Raw genomic sequence first — 19820 nt, forward strand, 5'->3', positions numbered from 1 at the left:
CCATCGTCGCCGTCACCACGACGGCGTTCCTCGATCGCTTCAGTGGGCACGACCTGGCAGTCTTCGATGTCGATGACCCGGCGGTCGCCGCCCAGCCAAGTACCCCTCTGCCGGGTCCGGCCCCGGATGACATGGCTCACATCATTTACACCTCGGGCACTACCGGACTGCCCAAAGGCGTTGCGGTTAACCAGCGGAACGTGACTCAGCTATTCCACTCGCTGCGGATCGGGGTGCCGCTCGGGCCGGAACAGGTGTGGACGCAGTTCCACTCTTACGCGTTCGACTTCTCGGTGTGGGAGATCTGGGGAGCCCTGCTACACGGGGGACGGCTGGTGGTGGTGCCCGAAACGGTCGCCCGCTCGCCGCAGGAGTTCCATGAGCTGCTGGTGCGCGAACAGGTGACGGTGCTGACGCAAACTCCGTCGGCGGTGTCGATGCTGCCCGTGGATGGTCTGGAGGCGGCGTCATTGGTGATCGGCGCAGAGCCTTGCCCACCTGCATTGGTGGATCGCTGGGCGCCGGGCCGGGTCATGGTCAACGTCTATGGCCCCACGGAGACCACGATGTGGTTGTGCGCCAGCGCACCCCTCTCCGCAGGAGAGGCGGCACCGCCGATCGGTTCGCCGACGGCGTGGGCGGCGTTCTTCGTGTTGGACGAATGGCTGCGACCGGTGCCTGCGGGTGTGGTCGGTGAGTTGTACCTGGCCGGTGCGGGGGTCGGCATAGGGTATTGGCGACGCTCGAGCCTCACCGCGTCGAGGTTCATGGCCTGCCCGTTCGGTGAGCCCGGAACACGCATGTACCGCACCGGCGACCTGGTGCGTTGGCGCGCCGACGGGCAGCTGGACTACCTGGGCCGCGCCGATGAGCAGGTCAAGATTCGCGGGTACCGTATCGAACTCGGTGAAATCCAGTCGGCACTGGCCGCGCTGGCGGGCGTGGAGCAGGCGGCGGTAATCGCCCGCGAGGACCGCCCCGGAGACAAGCGCCTGGTCGGTTACATCACCGGGAGCGCCGATGCGGTCACCGCACGCAACGCGTTGGCCGATCGGCTGCCGGGTTACATGGTGCCCGCCGCGGTGGTGTCTCTGCAGACATTGCCGATGACGGTCAACGGCAAGCTTGATACGCGGGCACTACCGGCACCGGATTACCAGGATGTCGAGCAATATCGGGCTCCAGCAGGGGCGGTCGAAGAGATTCTCGCCGGAATCTTCGCCCGCGTCCTCGATGTGGAACGTGTGGGAGTTGACGACTCCTTCTTTGACCTCGGCGGCGATTCGGTCTCCACCATGCGTCTGGTTGCGGCGATCAATGCCAACCTGGATACCGATCTTTCCGCGCGCGCGGTCTTCGAAGCGCCCACCGTTGCCCAGTTGGCCCCGCGTATCGGGGCGGGCACGGGTCGGCTGGAGCCGTTGGTGACGCAAGATCGTCCTTCGGTCATTCCACTCTCGTTCGCCCAAAATCGATTGTGGTTTGTCGATCAACTACAAGGCCCCTCACCGGTTTACAACATGCCGGTGGGTCTGCGGCTACATGGGTGCCTGGATACCAGTGCACTGGGTGCGGCGCTGGCAGACCTGATCGGCCGACATGAAAGCCTCCGCACACGCTTCGAGGCGCCCGATGGAGTTCCTCGGCAGGTGGTGATGCCCGCGGACGAGGCAGAGTTCGGCTGGGATGTTGTTGATGCCACGACGTGGTCGCAGAGCCGACTGGACGAGGCCGTGGCATCCGCGGCTTGTCACAGTTTTGACCTCGCCGTCGAAATTCCTTTGCGGGCTACGCTTTTCCGCGTTACCGCGGACGAGCACGTGTTGGTGGCCGTGGTACATCACATTGCTGCTGACGGATGGTCCCTCACCCCGCTGGTGCGTGATCTGAGCGTGGCGTACGCGAGCCGATGCGGCGGCACAGTTCCCGATTGGGAGCCGATGGCGGTGCAGTATGCGGATTACACGCTGTGGCAGCGTGCGCAGCTGGGCGATTTCGACGACAGCAACAGTGCCATCGCCGCGCAGTTGTCCTATTGGGAAGACGCCCTGGCGGGTCTCCCTGATCGAGTGGCGCTGCCCACCGATCGGCCCTATCCACCGGTAGCCGATCAGCGCGGCGCCACCGTGCTGGTCCAGTGGCCGGCCGAATTACAGCAGCAAGTGCGCGCGGCGGCGAGTGAGCACGGAGCGACCAGCTTCATGGTGATGCAGGCCGCGCTGGCCGTGCTGCTTTCCCGGATCAGCGGAACTTCCGATGTGGCCGTGGGCTTCCCGATCGCCGGGCGCCGCGACCCGGCACTGGACGAGCTGGTGGGATTCTTTGTCAACAACCTGGTGCTGCGCGTCGATGTGGCCGGTGACCCCACCGTGGCAGAGTTGTTGGCGCAGGTGCGGCAGAGCAGCCTGGCAGCGTATGAGCATCAGGACGTTCCCTTCGAGGTTCTGGTGGAGCGGCTCAATCCCGTCCGGAACCTGACCCACCACCCGCTCGTGCAGGTCGCGTTGGCCTGGCAGAACCTGCCGTGGCAAGACACCGGCCCTGCTGGCGGACTGCGTCTTGGTGATCTACAGGTCTCCCCGCTGACCGTGGACACCCAGACCGCCCGGATGGACCTGACGTTCTCGTTGGGAGAGCGCTGGACCCAGGCCGGTGAACCCGCAGGTATCGGTGGTGCGGTCGAATTCCGCACCGACGTGTTCGACACGTCCAGCATCGAAACATTGGTCGAACGGTGGCGGCGAGTCGTGGCGGCGATGACAGCCGATCCCGCCCAGCGACTTTCGGCCATTGATCTGCTGGACGAGCCAGAACACGCCCGTATCGACGACTGGGGCAACCGGGCGGTTTTGGCGGCCCCGGCACCGCTCCCGATGTCAATTCCGGCGTTGTTCACCGAACAGGCCATGCGCACGCCGGAGTCTGTCGCGATCAGTTTCGACGGACGCGGCATGACCTACGGGGAACTCGATGATGCCGCAAATCGGTTGGCGCACCGCCTCACCACACATGGTGTGCGACCGGGCGGATGTGTAGCGCTGCTGGCGGAGCGCTCCGCGGAAGCGATCGTTGCCATGCTGGCTGTGCTCAAGACCGGGGCCGCGTACCTGCCGATCGACGCGGCGCTGCCCGACGCGCGGATCGAGTTCATGCTCGTCGATGCTGCACCGGTCGCCGCACTGACAACAGCGGGGCTGGCCGATCGGATGACCGGTTATGACCTAATGGTTATGGACATCTGCGATAGCGCTGATTGCGTCGCCCCTGCCGCGGAGTCGATACGACAGGCACCCAGCCCGGACGATATCGCCTACATCATCTACACCTCGGGCACCACCGGCGTGCCGAAAGGCGTTGCGATCACGCACCACAACGTGACCCAGTTGTTAGGGACACAAGAAACCTTCCTGGCGGGCGGGGTCTGGACGCAGTGGCACTCCTATGCCTTCGACGCATCGGTCGAAGAGATCTGGGGAGCGCTGCTGCACGGAGGCCGGCTGGTGGTCGTGCCGGAGCCGGTGACGCGATCACCAGAAGACCTCACCTCTTTATTGGTGGACGAACAGGTCAGCGCGTTGAGCCAGACCCCCTCGGCCGTCGCGATGCTGGCGCCCGAGTCCTTGGGATCGGTGTCTTTGTTGGTGGCCGGTGAGCCCTGCCCGGGTGAGGTGGTGGACTGCTGGGCACCTGGACGGCTGATGGTCAACGCCTACGGGCCGACCGAGACCACAATTTGTGCCTCCAGGACAGCGTCTTTGGCGGTCGGCACGGGGGCGCCCCCGATCGGTGTGCCGGTCCAGGGCGCGGCGATGTTCGTGCTGGACGGCGCGTTACGTCCGGTACCACCCGGTGTGGTCGGCGAGTTGTACATCGCTGGTCGGGGTGTGGGCGTCGGCTATGTGGGCCGGACCGGTTTGACGGCCTCACGCTTTGTGGCGTGCCCTTTTGTCGGCGCGGGAACGGCGCCGCAGCGGATGTATCGCACCGGTGATCTGGCGCGTTGGGACGGCGACGGGCAACTGCGGTACGTGGGCCGTGCCGATGAGCAGGTCAAGATTCGCGGATACCGCATCGAACTCGGCGAAATCCAGACGGTACTGGCGGGGTTGGACGGCGTCGAGCGCGCAGCGGTGATCGCACGCGAGGACCGCCCCGGAGACAAGCGTCTGGTCGGCTACGTAACCGGAACAACGAACCCTGCCAAGTTGCGCACCCAGTTGGCCGAGCAGCTACCGGCCTACATGGTTCCGGCTGCGGTAGTCGTACTCGAGACGTTGCCGATGACCACCAACGGCAAGCTCAACACCCGCGCCTTGCCCGCACCGGAGTATCACGACATCGATCGCTACCGTGCGCCCGGCACTCCTACCGAGGAGATCCTGACCGGAATTTACGCACGGGTGCTGGACGTCGAACGTGTCGGAGTCGACGACTCCTTCTTTGATCTGGGTGGGGACTCGCTGTCCGCGATGCGTCTGATCGCCGCGATCAACGCCGACTTAGATACCGCCATCTCGGTGCGCACCGTGTTCGAGGCGCCCACCGTGGCCCAATTGGCACCGCGCATCGCCGGAAAGTCGCACACCGTCTCCCCGTTGGTCGCGGTCGAGCGTCCCGCGGAGGTTCCACTGTCGTTTGCCCAGTCTCGGCTGTGGTTCCTGGACCAATTGCAAGGGCCCTCACCGGTTTACAACATGGCGACGGCTCTTCGGATCTGCGGGAATCTGGATGTCGCCGCGCTGAGCGCGGCGCTGGCCGATGTGGTGGCCCGCCACGAGAGCCTGCGTACCCTGTTTCAGTCGGCAGCGGGAGTGCCGCAGCAGCGGATCGTGCCATCCGACCATGCGCAGTTCAGTTGGCACGTCGTCGATGCCACCGGTTGGTCGGCGGGTCAACTGCAAGAGGCCATCGGTGAGGCGGCGCGCCACACATTTGACCTGGCCACCGAAATACCATTGCGAGCAAAGCTTTTCCGCATCACCGGTGACGAACATGTGCTGGCCGCGGTCGTACACCACATTGCAGCGGACGCCTGGTCGATCACGCCGCTGGTGGCCGATCTGGGAGTGGCCTACGCCAGCCGGTCCGCGGGCCAGGCCCCCGGATGGGCACCCTTGGCGGTCCAGTACGTCGACTACACGCTGTGGCAGCGCACCGAACTGGGTGATCTTGATGACGGTGGCAGCCGCATAGCGACGCAGGTGGCGCACTGGCAGGAGGCGCTGTCGGGCATGCCCGAGCGCATCGAGCTGCCGACCGACAGGCCCTACCCGCCGGCTGCGGACCAGCGGGGTGACACCGTGTCCCTGGACTGGCCCGTCACGCTACAGCAGCAGATCGCCAGGGTGGCAAGGGAACACAACGCGACCAGCTTCATGGTGCTGCAGGCCGCCCTCGGGGTGCTGCTGGGCAAGCTCAGTGGAAGCACTGATGTCGCCGTCGGATTCCCGATTGCGGGGCGCAGCGACCCCGCTCTCGATGAGCTGATCGGATTCTTCGTCAACACCCTGGTATTACGGGTGGACTTGACTGGTGATCCGACGGTGGCAGAGCTGCTTGCCCAGGTGCGAGGACGGAGCCTGGCTGCCTACGAAAACCAGGACGTGCCTTTCGAAGTGCTCGTCGATCGGCTCAATCCCACTCGGTCATTGACCCACCACCCGCTGGTCCAGGTGGCGCTGGGGTGGCAGAACGTCCCCGGACAAGGTGGCGGCGAGACCGGACCAGGACTGGCACTCGGTGATCTAACGGTGACCCAGATGGCGGCGGACACCCAGACCGCCCGCATGGATCTGAGCTTCTCCATGGCCGAACGCCGCACGCACACCGGTGATCCTGCCGGGATCGGCGGGACGGTGGAGTTCCGCACCGATGTGTTTGACCGGGCCAGCATCGAAACACTGATCAATCGGTTCGAACGGGTGCTGGTGGCGATGACCGCCGATGTGGATCAGCATCTGTCATCGATCGATGTGGTTGATAGTGAGGAACACACTCGCCTTGACGTGATGGGTAACCGAGCGATGTTGTGCCGAACGGGAAGTGCCCCGGTGTCGGTCCCCGAGTTGTTCGGCGAGCAGGTGACGCGCGCACCCGAGTCGGTTGCGATCACCGACGGCGTACGTTCGATGACATATCGGCAACTCGACAGCGCTGCAAATCTCTTGGCACACATGCTAATCGCGCAGGGTGCGGGGCCTGGAGGTTGCGTTGCACTGCTGATGGAGCGATCCGCCGAAGCGATCGTCTCCATGCTGGCAGTACTGAAGTCCGGTGCGGCATATCTCGCGATCGACCCGGCGGCGCCTGCGGCCCGGATGGAGTTCATGTTGGCCGACGCGGCGCCCGTCGTCGCGATGACCACCGGCGGTCTGGCCGAGCGGTTGGACGGTCGCGGGTTGGTGGTCATCGATGTCGGCGATATGTCCGATCTCGATGACACCCTGGCGGACGACGAACTTGGTAATGCGCTGCGGGCCGCGGCTCCCGAGGACATCGCCTACCTCATCTACACCTCGGGAACCACCGGGGTACCCAAGGGTGTGGCCGTCACGCATCACAATCTGACCCACCTGGCGCGCTCGACGCCCGCCTGCCTGCCGCCCGACCAGGTGTGGACTCAGTGTCATTCCTACGCATTTGATTTCTCGGTGTGGGAGATCTGGGCCGCGTTGCTCGATGGCGCACGTCTGGTGATCGTGCCCGAGTCCGTCGTTAGTGCACCCGAGGAATTCCACGCACTGTTGGTCAGCGAGCGGGTCAACGTGCTCACCCAGACTCCCTCTGCGGCTGGGTCATTGCCGGCGGATGGGCTGGAGTCGATTGCGCTGCTTCTCGGCGGTGAGGCCTGCCCGGGTGAGGTGGTGGATCGCTGGGCACCTGGGCGGACGGTGATCAACGCCTATGGCCCCACCGAAATCACGGTGTACGCGTCGATGAGTGCACCGTTGAAAGCCGGGTCGGGTGCCGCGCCGATTGGTGCGCCCGTTGCGACCTCGGCGCTGTTCGTGCTCGACGAGTGGTTACGTCCGGTGCCGATCGGCGTGGTCGGCGAGTTGTATGTGGCCGGTGATGGTGTGGCCTGCGGCTACCTGGGCCGGCCGGGGCTGACGTCATCACGCTTTGTGGCCTGCCCATTCGGCGAGCGCGGTGCGCGTATGTACCGCACCGGCGATCTGGTGACCTGGCGTTCCGATGGACAGCTGCAGTATTTCGGGCGCGCCGATGATCAGGTGAAGATCCGCGGGTACCGCATCGAGCTCGGCGAGGTGCAGGCCGCTTTGTCCGCCCTGGCGGAGGTATCTCAGGCGGTGGCGGTCGCCCGTGAGGACCAACCAGGTATCAGGCGGCTTGTCGGCTATGTCACCGAATCGGAGAAGGGTGCGGTGGACTCGGCTGCACTCCGAAATAGATTGGCAGACAACCTTCCCGGATACATGATCCCCAGCGCGATCGTCGTCCTGGACGCGTTGCCCTTGACGGTGAACGGCAAGCTGGACACTCGCGCGTTGCCGGTGCCGGAGTATCAGGACATCGATCGGTACCGTGCCCCGGCCGATGCGATCGAGGACACGCTGGCAGGCATCTACGCCCAAGTGCTCGGGCTCGATCGAGTTGGAGTCGATGACTCGTTCTTCGACCTGGGTGGAGACAGCATTTTGTCCATGCAGGTTGTTGCCCGGGCACGCGCGTGCGGTGTGACATGCCGCCCGCGCGACATCTTCGTGGAACAGACTGTGGCGCGGCTGGCCCAGGTCGTCGGATTGTCCAGCCACGACGTGGTCCCGGCGGACGAGGGTATCGGGCCGGTGCCCGCGACTCCGATCATGCGGTGGCTCCGTGAGGTCGAAAGGACCGGCGGCCCGATCGACCAGTTCAACCAGACGGTAGTGATCCAAGCACCACGGGGAGTCACTGAGTCCGATGTGGCGATGGTTTTGGGTGCCCTGCTTGACCGGCACGCCATGTTGCGACTACGCGTGCAGGTTGACGATGAGCAGGATTGGGCTCTTCATGTTTCCGAAAAGCCTTCATTATCAGCGCATCTGAGTTCCGTGGAGGCGTTGTCGGACGAGGCGTTGACGGCAGCTCGATCGCGGTTGGATCCGTCTGCCGGGGAGATGGTCAGCGCGCTATGGGTGACATCCACGAACCAGCTGGTCTTGACTATTCATCATCTCTCCGTCGACGCGGTGTCCTGGCGGATTCTGCTTGAAGATCTCAACATCGCTTGGGCCCAGCATCGTCATGGGCAATCCGTCACGCTGCCGACAACGGGAACCTCCTTCGGCCGCTGGGCCGCACTGGTCGACGATCATGCGCATGCCAAGACCGTTGTGGACCAGGCCGATCGCTGGCGCCGAGTGCTGGCAACGCCGTCGGCACTGCCCTCGGTGCGGGCCGGCCTGGACACGTACGCTGCCGCTGGGCATCTCACGGAGTCACTGGATGTTGAGACGACCCGCGCGCTCCTCGGTGAGGTTCCGGCAGCGTTCCACGCCGGGGTTCAAGACATACTGCTCATCGCGTATGCGTTGGCATTGACGGAGTTCCTGGGTATCACCTTGCCGGTAGGCATCGATGTCGAGGGACATGGCCGCGTCGAGGAACTGGGGGACACCGGGCCCAACGTCGATCTGTCGCGCACTGTGGGCTGGTTCACCACCAAGTACCCGGTGGCATTGAGTGTTGCGGGGCAGGTCGGACGATCCGTGGATGGGTTGCGCTGGGAACAGATCGTGGCCGGAGATCAGGCGCTCGGGCAGGTGGTGAAGGACGCCAAGGAACAACTGCGTGCGCTGCCCGAAGGCATGACGTACGGACTGCTGCGCTACCTCAATCCGGACGTTGACCTATCCGGGTCGGATCCGACCATCGGATTCAACTACCTCGGCAGATTTGGTGCGGCCGACACCGCGCAGTCCGTGTCCACTTCAGAGCTCTGGCAGGTCTGTCCCGACGGCGCGGCGGTGTCCGCCGCGGCTGCCGCAATACCCATGCCGCTGGCTCACACGCTGGAACTCAACGCGAGCACCGTCGAAACAGATTTCGGTCCAAGTCTTTATGCCAACTGGACATGGGCTCCCTCGGCGTTGGACGACTCCCAGGTCGGCCGACTTAACCGGCTATGGTTCGACGCCTTGGCCGGGATCTGCGCACATGTGCGTGGTGGCGGCGGCGGTCTTACACCGTCCGACATCACCCCCGCCCGGCTTACCCAGCTGGAGATCGATGAGCTCGCTCGAGATCATCCGATCGCCGATGTGCTGCCGCTGACACCCTTGCAGCGGGGACTGTTGTTCCAGGCCAACGCGACTCGCGGAAACCAGGACGACGTCTATGCCATGCAACTCGATGTCACCGTGACGGGCCCGCTCGATTCTGACCGGTTACGCGAGGCGGTATGCACGGTGATCAACCGGCATCCCAACCTGGCGGCCCGCTTCGACAAACGGTTCGACGAACCGGTGCAGATCATCCCGGCAGAACCCAGTGTGCCCTGGCAGTACGTTGATATGCGCACGGAAAGAACGGATATCGACACGAGACGGCGGGAGCTGTGCGCCGCCGAACGTGTATCGGTCTGCGACCTGATCCAGCAATCCGCATTCCGGGCGGCCTTGATTCGCCTATCCGATAACGCGCATCGATTCGTCCTGACCTACCACCACATCGTGCTCGACGGCTGGTCGCTGCCCATCCTGCTGCAGGAGATCTTCGCGAGCTACTACGGGCAGCGTCTCCCTGCTGCCGGGTCGTACCGCAGGTTCGTCACGTGGCTGGCTGATCGAGACATCGAGGGCGCGCGGCAAGCCTGGCGTGATGTGCTTGCGGGTTTTGACACCCCCGCGCTGGTCGCGCCCCGGGGCAGGACCACGCCGGGACCGCGTGCCACCGAGACGTACCGGCTGCCTGCCGAGACGACAACGGCCGTTACCGAATTGGCGCGCTCGGAACACACCACTGTCAACACGGTGCTGCAGGCTGCGTGGGCGCAGGTGCTGATGTGGCTGACGGGCCGGCACGATGTCGCATTCGGGGTTGCGGTCTCGGGGCGATCGGCGGAGGTGGCAGGCGCAGATTCCATGGTCGGGCTATTGATCAACACCGTGCCGGTGCGGGCAACGATCACGCCCAATACCACTATTGCCGACCTGTTGGGCGATCTGCAGCGGCGGCACAGCGCCACCCTTGACCACCAGCACCTGGCTCTCAGCGAGATACACCATGCCAGCGGTCACGAGCAGTTGTTCGACACGCTGTTCGTCTACCAGAACTATCCGGTGGAGGCGGTGGCGGCATCCATGGCCGACGGCTTGGCGATCACCGAAGTCAGTGGCCGCGAGTACAACCACTACCCGCTGACCCTGCAGGCCATGCCCGGAAGTGAACTGTTCCTGCGGGTCGAATTCGATACCGGACTGTTCGGTGTGGGCCGGGTACAGAAGATCGTCGAGAGGTTCCAGCGGGTGCTGGAGGCGATGACGGGGGAGGTACAGCAATAGTGAAGGCCGATGCCACCAGGCGCGTGTTGTCCATGGATCTGGGCGATACATATGAGCGCACAGAGTTGGATGCGTGGGGTAATCGTGCGGCGCTGGATCGCCCCGTGACCTCGGCGTCGATTCCGGAGTTGTTCGCCGAGCAGGTGGCGCGCCACCCCAGTGCGGTCGCGGCGAGTTGCGATGGCAGCCACGTGTCGTATCGCGGGCTCGACGAGGCTTCGAATCGGTTGGCACACTGGCTTGTTGCACATGGCGTGCGGCCGGGCCAGCGCGTGGCTCTGCTGTTCTCACGATCGGTCGAGGCGGTCGTGGCCATCATGGGGGTGCTGAAGGCCGGTGCGTCTTACGTGCCGATTCATCCCGCGGTGCCCGACGCGCGGCTGGAGTTCGTACTGACCGATGCATCGCCGGCGCTCGCGGTGACCACCGGCGATCTGGCGCACCGTCTGGACGGTCGCGGGTTAGTGGTCCTCGATGTGGGTGACGTGCCGGCGAACGCCGAGACCGGCGCGGTTGGCGAAGGGCCAACATCGGTGGTGCTCAGCGGCGAGGATATCGCCTACGTGATCTACACTTCGGGAACCACTGGCGTTCCGAAAGGTGTTGCCATTGCGCATCACAACGTGACCCGACTGATCCGAGCCATTGACGCCAATCTTCAGTTGTTACCGGGACAGGTTTGGTCACAGTGCCATTCGCTGGCTTTCGACTTCTCGGTATGGGAGATCTTCGGCGCTCTGCTGCATGGCGGGCGGCTCGTAGTGGTTTCGGATTCGGTGGTGCGCTCACCCGAGCAGTTCCACGACTTGCTGGTTGATGAGCAGGTCAGTGTGTTGAGTCAGACTCCGTCAGCGTTCTATGCGTTACAGACCGTGGACACGAGCAGGCCGCGGGCAAGTCAACTCGCTCCGGCGGTGGTCGTCTTCGGTGGGGAGGCTCTGGAGCCGAACCGGCTGAAGGCGTGGTTCGAGGACCATCCACGATCGCCCCGATTGATCAACATGTACGGGATCACCGAGACGACGGTGCATGCCTCGTTCCGTGAGATCACCGCCGAGGACGCCGATGGGTCGGACAGCCCGATCGGTGTACCTCTGGAGCATCTCGCATTCGCGGTTCTGGATGACTGGATGCAGCCGGTGGCGGTTGATGTGGTCGGCGAGTTGTACGTGGCCGGTGCGGCCTTGGGGTGCGGCTATCTGGGAAGGGCTCCCCTGACCGCCACCCGTTTTGTGGCCTGTCCGTTCGGAGAATCAGGCGCCAGGATGTACCGCACCGGAGACTTGGTGTGTTGGGGAGCCGATGGACAACTGCGATATCTGGGCCGTGCGGACCAGCAGGTAAAGATCCGTGGCCATCGGATCGAACTCGGTGAAATACAGTCGGTATTAACGGTTCTCGATGGCGTCGAGCAGGCCGTGGTGATCGCCCGGGAGGACCGTCCGGGCGATAGACGGTTGGTCGCCTACATCATCGGTACTGCCGACCCCGTGGAGTTGCGCGCCGCACTGGCCGACAGGTTGCCGACCTACATGGTGCCCGCCGCGGTGGTCGCGCTGCCGAGTTTCCCCTTGACCGTCAACGGAAAACTCGACAAGAACGGGCTACCGGCGCCGGAATATCACAGCGTCGATCAGTACCGAGCCCCGGTCAGTCCCACCGAGGAGATCCTGGCCGGGATCTATGCTCAAATACTGGGTCTGGACCGCGTAGGCGTCGACGATTCGTTCTTCGACCTGGGTGGTGATTCACTGCTGGCGATGCGCTTGGTCGCCGCGCTCAACCGATCCATGGATGCGGGCCTGGACGAGCGCGCGGTGTTCGACGCCCCCACGGTCGCGCAGTTGATGCTCCTGATCGGTGGGGAAGATCGTCGACTGCAGCCCTTGGTCGCTGCCGTGCGACCGGCGTCGCTGCCGCTGTCATTTGCGCAGAGCAGGCTATGGTTCATCGACCAACTGCACGGCCCTTCACCGGTGTACAACCTGGCTGTGGGGCTGCGCCTACGGGGCCCGCTGGATGCAGAGGCGCTCGGCGCAGCGTTCGTGGACGTGGTGGACCGTCACGAGAGTCTGCGCACGATGTTCCCGGCGGTGGACGGAAAACCGCAGCAGCTGGTTGTGGCGGTCGAAGAGATTGAATTCAGCTGGGATGTCGTGGACGCCGCCGAATGGCCGGCGGACCGGCTGGAAGAGTCGATCGCGGAATCGGCGTGGCACAGCTTCGACCTTGCGACCGAGATCCCAATTAAGGCAGGGCTTTTCCGCATCGCTGACGACGAGCACGTGCTCGTGGCGGTGGTGCACCATATCGCCGCAGACGGTTGGTCGATGACGCCGTTGGTGACTGACCTGGGCGTGGCCTACGCCCGCCGATGCGTGGGGCAGGCTCCCGATTGGAAGCCGTTGGCGGTCCAATACGCCGATTACACGCTATGGCAGCGTGAACAATTGGGTGTACTCGATGACGGCGACAGCCGGATCTCTCGGCAGCTGGAGTTCTGGGAGAAAACACTGGCCGGTATGCCGGAACGTCTGATGCTGCCGACCGATCGCCCCTACCCTTTGGTCGCCGACCAACACGGTGCCCGACTCGATGTGAACTGGCCGGCAGATCTGCAACAGCGCGTCAATCGTCTGGCGCGCGAACACAACGCCACCAGTTTTATGGTCGTGCAGGCGGCACTTGCAGTGTTGTTCTCTAAGCTCAGCGCGAGTTCTGATGTAGCGGTGGGATTTCCGATCGCCGGACGCCGTGATCCGGCGCTGGATGAGCTGGTCGGGTTCTTCGTGAATACGCTGGTGCTGCGGGTGGAGCTCGCGGGAGATCCCAGTGTCGCTGAGGTACTGGAACAGGTACGTGCGCGCAGTTTGGGTGCTTTCGAGAACCAGGACGTGCCCTTCGAGGTACTCGTCGAGCGATTGAACCCGGCCAGATCTCTGACCCATCATCCGTTGGTGCAAGTGATGCTGGCATGGCAGAACGTGCCCGGACAGATCAGCGAGTCTCGCGGTGGACTGACGTTGGGAGATTTGCAGCTCAGCCAGGTACCGCTGGATACCCACTCGGCCCGGATGGATCTGTCGTTCTCATTGTCGGAATGCTGGAACGAATCAGGCCAGGCCGCAGGGATTTCGGGGACCGTCGAGTTTCGTACCGATGTATACGACGCCGGCAGCATCGGGACCATGATCGACCGGCTACGACGGTTGCTCGAGGCGATGACCTCCGATGCGACACGGCCACTGTCGACGATCGACGTGCTGGACGCGGCGGAGCTCGAACAGTTGGACGGCTGGGGTAACCGGGCAGAGTTGGTCAGGCCCGAGATCTCGGTATCCATCCCAGCCTTGTTCGCGCAGCAGGTCTCTCGTGTGCCAGGCGCGGTGGCGGTCTGTTTCGACGGCAGTCATATGTCATACCGCGAACTGGATGAGGCGTCGAATAGGTTGGCGCACCTGCTGGTCCAGTATGGCGTGGGCCCGGGAGAGCGGGTGGCGTTACTGTTCTCGCGGTCGGTCGAGGCAATCGTGGCGATCTTGGGAGTGCTCAAAACCGGTGCGGCCTATGTGCCGATCGATCCGGCGGTGCCTGATACACGGATGGAATTCGTGGTCGCTGATGCAGGCCCAGTTGCTGTCGTGACAACCACTGAGCTCGCGGATCGGTTGGATGGGTACGGAGTTGTGGTCATCGGCATCGACGATCCGGTCCTCGGTGTCCAGCCGGTCGGTGCGCCGTCGGTGGGACCGGCGGCAGAGGACATCGCCTACGTGATTTACACATCGGGTACGACGGGCGTGCCCAAGGGCGTGGCCATTCCGCATCGGAATGTGACCAGCCTGCTGCGAGCGCTGGACGCCGATCTCGAGTTGTCGGCCGGTCAGGTGTGGGCGCAGAGCCACTCGTTGGCCTTCGACTTCTCGGTATGGGAGATCTTCGGAGCCCTGCTTCATGGCGGGCGGTTGGTGATCGTGTCCGAAACTGTGGTGCGGTCGCCGGAGGAGTTCCACGCCTTGCTGGTCGACGAGCAGGTCAGTGTGTTGAGTCAGACGCCGTCGGCGTTCTACGCGTTGCAAACCGTGGACGCGATGGGCGCCGAGCCCGCGGGTCAGCTCGGTATCGAGATAGTGGTCTTCGGCGGAGAGGCACTGGAACCGCAGCGATTGAAGCCATGGCTGGACCGGCATCCGGTCTTGCCGAGGCTGATCAACATGTATGGGATCACCGAGACGACGGTGCATGCCTCGTTCCGGGAGATCACGGCCGCTGATCTCGAGGACGCGGTCAGCCCGATAGGCGGGCCGCTGGGGCACCTGGCGTTCTCCGTGCTGGACAAGTGGCTGCGCCCCGTTCCGGTTAGCGTGGTCGGCGAGCTGTACGTGGCGGGCGCGGGGTTGGGCTATGGATATGTTGGCAGGACGGGCCTGACTGCCGCGCGGTTTGTGGCGTGCCCCTTGGGGACGGCAGGCTCGCGGATGTACCGCACCGGAGACTTGGTGAGCTGGGGACATGACGGCCAGCTGCGGTACGCAGGGCGCGCCGATGAGCAGGTGAAGGTCCGCGGTCATCGCATCGAACTGGGTGAAATCCAGACGGCCCTCATGGGTTTGGCGGGGGTTGAGCAGGCTGTCGTGATCGCCCGTGAGGACCGCCCTGGAGACAAGCGCCTGGTTGGTTACATCACCGGTTCCGCAGACACAGGCAAGATTCGCGCTCAGCTGGGAGAGTGTCTGCCCAATTACATGGTGCCGGCCGCAGTGGTCGCCTTGTCGATCTTGCCCTTGACGGTCAACGGGAAGCTCGACAAAAAGGCTTTACCCGCACCGGAATACACCGATATCGATCATTACCGCGCCCCGGCGACTCTTGTCGAAGAGATCCTGGCCGGGATCTATGCCCAAGTTCTGGGCCTGGACCGGGTCGGCGTTGACGATTCGTTTTTCGATCTCGGGGGCGACAGTATTTCGGCCATTCAGGTGGTGTGGCGGGCGCACGGCGCGGGCCTGGTCGGTCGCCCGCGCGACATCTTCGTCCAGCAGACGGTAGCCCGGCTGGCGCGGGTGGTCAGGATGGCCGACGGTACCGGTGGCATAGCAGACCAGGGACTCGGTGCGGTCGTCGCGACACCGATAATGCAGTGGCTAAAGGGAATTGACGGTCCGATTGACGAATTCAACCAGACCGTAGTACTGCAATCACCGACAGGTGTCACAGAGGCAGCCGTTGTCATCATGTTGCAGGCTCTCCTGGATAGACATGGCATGCTGCGGCTGCGCGCAGCGAACGATGGGGATGGCGGCTGGTCGTTGACGGTGCCCGATCCGGGCACGGTCAATGCTCACGAGTGTCTGCAATCGGTGGATGTCTTGACCGATGAGGTAGTGGTGGCAGCACGTTCGCGGTTGAACCCGGCCGCGGGAGTGATGCTGAGCGCGCTGTGGGTGACCAGCACCAGCCAGCTGGTGCTGGTCGTTCACCATTTGGCTGTCGATGGGGTGTCATGGCGAATTCTGTTGGAGGATTTGACCATTGCGTCAACCCAGCTGCGCGGCGGCCAGGAGGTGCTGTTGCCACCGGCGGGGACGTCTTTCCAGCGATGGGCGGAGCTACTGGCTGAACACGCACGCCGCCCCGAGGTGGTCGGGGAGGCGGGCGCCTGGCGTCAGGTGGGGGAGATTCCGTCGAGCTTGCCGGCGCCGCAACCGGTCGAGGATACGTTCGCCACGGCCGGGTACCTGACCGAGTTTCTGGATGCCGAGACCACACACATGCTGCTCGGTGAGGTGCCGGCAGCATTTCATGCCGGCGTGCACGAGATCCTGTTGATTGCCTTTGCTTTGGCGTGGGCTCAGCACTTGGGTACCGGTGGTGCTCCCATCGCCATCGACGTGGAGGGTCATGGACGCCAAGAGGAGTTGGCAGATACGAGCGGAACCACCGGAAGTATCGACTTGTCGCGCACAGTGGGCTGGTTCACTACCAAGTACCCCGTGTCGTTGGCGGTCGGTGGATTGCGCTGGACTCAGGTTGTCGCCGGAGACGCCGCGCTCGGCGCGGTGATCAAAGATGCCAAGGAGCAGCTTCGAGATCTGCCTGACGGTTTGACCTATGGTCTGCTGCGCTATCTCCATCCTGAGGTGGATCTGCCGGGATCGGACCCCGCAATCGGATTCAACTATCTCGGGCGGCTGGGGGCTCCGGCAGCCTACGCATCGGGAGACGTGTGGCGCTTCAGTCAAGACGGCTTGTCATTGACCGGAGCTGCCGGGGCAATGCCCATTGCGCTTCCACACACCGTGGAGCTCAACGCGGTCACCATCGACACTGACACCGGACCGCACCTGAACGCCACCTGGACGTGGGCGCCCACGGCTCTGGATCGGATGGCGGTCATGCGTATCAACCGGCTGTGGTTCGACGCCCTGGCGGGTATATGCGCGCATGTGCGAAGGGGTGGAGGGGGATTGACTCCCTCGGATATCGTTCCGGCTCGGCTCAGCCAGCGCCAGATCGATGCTCTGCAGGGTCAGTTCCGGATCGCCGACGTATTGCCGCTTACTCCCTTACAACAGGGATTGCTTTTCCACGCTGGCATCGCGAACTGCTCCGGTGATGATGTGTATGCGGTGCAGTTCGATATCGAGATGAGCGGATCGCTGGAGGCGGACCGACTGCGTGATGCGGTGCAGGCAGTGGTAGCAAGACATCCGCACCTGGCAGCGCGATTCTGCGAGCAGTTCGAGCATCCGTTGCAGATCATTCCCGCCGATCCTGTGGTGCCGTGGCGGTATGTCGAGTTATCAGCTGATCAAACAGATCTCGATGTTGGCGAGCAGATTGAGCAGATCTGCACCGCGGAACGCGCCGCTGTTTGTGATCTCGCCGACCAGCCCGCGTTTAGGGCCGCGCTCATCCGCATCGGGGACGATCGGCACCGGTTTGTGCTCACGAATCACCACATTGTGCTCGATGGCTGGTCGATGCCGATCCTCATGCAGGAGATCTTCGCGGGCTATCACGGGATGCGGTTGCCCCCAGCCGCGTCTTATCGAAGCTTCGTGACCTGGCTGTCAGAGCGAGATCACGAGGCCGCGCATGAGGCGTGGCGTGAGGCACTGGACGGCTTCGAGACTCCCGTTCTCGTTGGCCCGTCACAGAAGTTGCAATTCGGGCGACGAAGCGTCGACTCGTTCAGCGTGCCCGCGAAGACCACGCGTGCGCTCACGAAGCTCGCACGTTCGCACCACACCACCATCAACATCGTGCTGCAGGGCGCCTGGGCGTTGCTCCTGAGTTCGGTGACCGGTCACCGCGATGTCGCGTTCGGCTCGACCGTCTCGGGACGCCCGGCCGAAGTCCTCGGGGCGGAATCGATGGTGGGCCTGTTGATCAACACGGTGCCGGTGCGGGCCACCATCACTCCTACCACGACGACCTCAGATCTATTGCACCAATTGCAAAGTGCCCATAACGACACTCTGGAGCATCAGCACCTTTCATTGAGTGACATCCACCGCATCACCGGCCAGGAAAGGCTGTTCGACACCGTCTTCGTGTATGAGAACTATCCGACCGACACCGGGACGGCATCGGAAATCGACGGCTTGGCTATCACTGGTTTCAGTAGTCGCGATTACTACCATTATCCGATCGCTGTGCAGGCCGCGTCCGGCCGTGAATTGGAACTTAGGGTCCAGTACGACACCGATGTGTTCAGCGCGGAGAGTATTGAAGAGCTGATCGAGAGGTTCAAGCAGGTGTTGGTGGCGATGTGTGCCCATCCCGGGCGCACGTTGTCCTCCCTGGAACTGCTGGACCAGCTTGGCCGAGCGCGGTGGAGCGGGTGGAGCGATGATCTTGTGCCGATGCCGGAGATGTCGGCCGGTGAAGTCCGTAGCACAAAGGGATCATATTGTCCCCCTGCAACTTTGAATGAGCAGATCCTGTCAGGGATCTTCGCCCACGTACTGGGCGTGGACCGCGTCGGGGTCGACGAGTCATTCTTTGACCTGGGCGGCAACTCGCTGGGGGCGATGCGTGTGGTTGCCGCGATCAACACCGCCCTGGATGCCAACCTCACGATGCTTGCGCTGTTTGACGCGCCGTCAGTCAGAAGCTTGACCCAGCAGCTGGCAAGCAGTCCCACGCGATGATCGGACGTCTGTGAAAGCCATTGCACGAGTGCTGACATTGGGGCTCGTTGAACTTGCCGTGTTCGGCTTGGTGCTGTTCTTGCTCGCGGGAACGTTCGACTACTGGCAGGTGTGGGTCTTTCTCGTGGTGTTTGCCTTATCGACCTGGATACCCACCCTGTATCTGCAGCAGGTCAACCCGGCTGCGCATGAGAGGCGTAAGCACGCGGGACCGGTGGCGGAGTCCCGAACGGTACAAAAGATCCTTATCGGTGGTTGGTATGTGTCGCTGGTGGCGATGGTCGTGGTCAGCGCATTGGACCACCGCTTTGGCTGGTCTTCGGTGCCCGCGGCGATATGCGTACTGGGTGACGTCCTCGTGGCCGTGGGACTGGGTATCACAAGCCTCGTGGTCATTCAGAACAGTTTCGCCGCTTCCACCGTGCAGGTCGAAGCGGATCAGACCGTCGTCTCCACCGGCCTGTACGGGCTGGTGCGCCACCCTATGTACACCGGCAACGTGATCACCATCGTCGGTTTTCCTCTGGCGCTGGGCTCGTACTGGGGGCTGGTCTTTGTTCTACCTGGCGTGTGTGCACTGATCGTACGCATCCACGACGAGGAGAAGTTGCTTGTCACGCAGTTGGATGGGTACCGCGAGTATGCCCAGAAGGCGCGCTATCGCCTACTGCCGTACGTGTGGTGACTGTCACGAGAACCATTGCGCACGTGCAAATCCGGCGAGCAGAACCGCGAAACCACCTATCTCGCCGGCGATGAGTGAGACCATGGCCAGGTGCATTGCCGCACTGGATTCTTCGAATTGATTGGTGGTGTCACGCAGCGCGCCATGAAACATGTAGCTCACGATCGCGGCGAGAAAGAAGAAGACCAGCACCATTGCGGCAGTGAGGTTTACCCAGCTGGGCCACCCGCTCAACTCGACGAATACCGCGGTGAGCAAGGTGGCGAATGCGTAGAGCAGGGCGGCGCGATGCGCGGTATCCACATACGGGTGCGCGAGATGGTTTGGGCTGGTCACCATCTGACGGTATTTCCACACGCCCAATCCGAGGGCGAGAAGGAAGATGAGCCCGGCCGCAAGTAGTGTTATGGCGGTGTCGGTGCTGAGCACATATCCGGTGCTGGTCATTGTCGTCATCCTTTCCCCAAGAGGTTA

At 63.5% G+C, this 19820-nt stretch carries 4 protein-coding genes (1 of these 4 running past the window's edge); 3 read left to right on the plus strand and 1 reads right to left on the minus strand.

Annotation, left to right across the window (positions count from 1 at the left end; all coding sequences use genetic code 11):
• The 3 genes in view from AOT87_RS26095 to AOT87_RS26105 are tightly spaced (at most 10 nt apart) and all read left to right on the plus strand, a layout consistent with a single transcriptional unit that may run on beyond the window.
• Positions 1-10505 carry the 3' end of a non-ribosomal peptide synthetase gene (locus AOT87_RS26095; protein ID WP_057967572.1) on the plus strand. The gene continues 13891 nt to the left of window position 1, outside the view, so the window shows 10505 of its 24396 coding nt (coding positions 13892-24396); its start codon lies beyond the left edge, outside the window; it ends in the stop codon at positions 10503-10505.
• Positions 10505-18661, plus strand: a complete 8157-nt coding sequence (locus tag AOT87_RS26100) for a non-ribosomal peptide synthetase (protein ID WP_057967573.1) — start codon at positions 10505-10507, stop codon at positions 18659-18661. Before AOT87_RS26095 ends, AOT87_RS26100 begins: the two co-directional genes overlap by 1 nt.
• Positions 18662-18671: 10 nt before the next feature.
• A complete protein-coding gene (locus AOT87_RS26105) occupies positions 18672-19346 on the plus strand; it encodes an isoprenylcysteine carboxylmethyltransferase family protein (protein WP_057967574.1) in 675 nt (224 codons plus the stop codon).
• Between the two features lie 3 nt (positions 19347-19349).
• Here AOT87_RS26105 and AOT87_RS26110 read toward each other — a convergent pair whose 3' ends face one another.
• Entirely contained in the window at positions 19350-19802 is a 453-nt protein-coding gene (locus AOT87_RS26110) for a hypothetical protein (protein WP_057967575.1), read from the minus strand.
• Positions 19803-19820: the final 18 nt, after the last annotated feature.

Origin of the sequence: Mycobacteroides sp. H003, from assembly GCF_001440135.1 — a bacterium.
GTDB classification, from domain to species: Bacteria; Actinomycetota; Actinomycetes; order Mycobacteriales; family Mycobacteriaceae; genus Mycobacterium; species Mycobacterium gwanakae.

Excerpts from the sequence above, each read along its gene's own strand:
- AOT87_RS26110 (WP_057967575.1), bottom strand. The coding sequence starts at position 19,802 with ATGACGACAATGACCAGCACCGGATATGTGCTCAGCACCGACACCGCC.